At 47.4% G+C, this 804-nt stretch carries 1 protein-coding gene; it reads left to right on the top strand.

The genetic code is table 11. The annotated features are described in order from the left end of the window. Window position 1: 1 nt before the first annotated feature. Window positions 2-804, top strand: an 803-nt coding sequence (locus A3766_RS02260; RefSeq protein WP_231882812.1) for a homocysteine S-methyltransferase family protein, incomplete at its 3' end; no start/stop codon positions are given.

Here is an 804-nt window from a genome sequence, read left to right on the forward strand (position 1 = left end):
AATACTGGATGGCGCTACCGGAACAATGATCCAGCGCTTTAAGTTTGAAGAGGAAGACTATCGCGGTGAAAGGTTCAAAGACCACCCTTCGGAAGTTAAAGGCAATAATGACCTATTATGCCTGACTCAAGTAGACGCCATTGCTAGCATCCATAAACAATATCTAGATGCAGGCGCAGATATAATTGAAACAAACACTTTCAACTCGACCAAAGTTTCCCAAGCTGACTATGGCATGGAAGAGCTTGTATACGAGTTAAATTTCGAAGCTGCACGTATTGCACGTGAAGAAGCGGAGAAGAAGACCGCTGAAACGCCCGACAAGCCAAGATTTGTTGCAGGTGTCGTTGGCCCAACATCACGTACGGCATCCATTAGCCCCGACGTTAACGACCCGGGTTTTAGAAACGTCACTTTCGAAGAGCTTTACGACAATTATTATGAAGCCACCGATGCCTTGGTAAAAGGCGGTGCCGACATAATCATGATCGAGACCATATTCGATACGCTTAATGCTGAAGCAGCTATTTATGCAGTTGAACAATACTTTCAGGATTCCAAACTGAAACTGCCAATCATGATTTCAGGCACCATCACTGACGCCTCGGGCCGTACTCTGTCCGGGCAGACAGCTGAGGCCTTCCTAATATCTGTTAAGCACTGCAAGCCTCTGAGCATCGGTTTTAACTGCGCTCTGGGTGCCGATGCACTTCGGCCCTACATTGAAGAGTTATCTACCAAGGGCGAATGCTATGTTAGCGCCCACCCTAACGCAGGCCTGCCGAATGAGTTTGGTGAATACGA

It is taken from the genome of Oleiphilus sp. HI0132, from assembly GCF_001635845.1.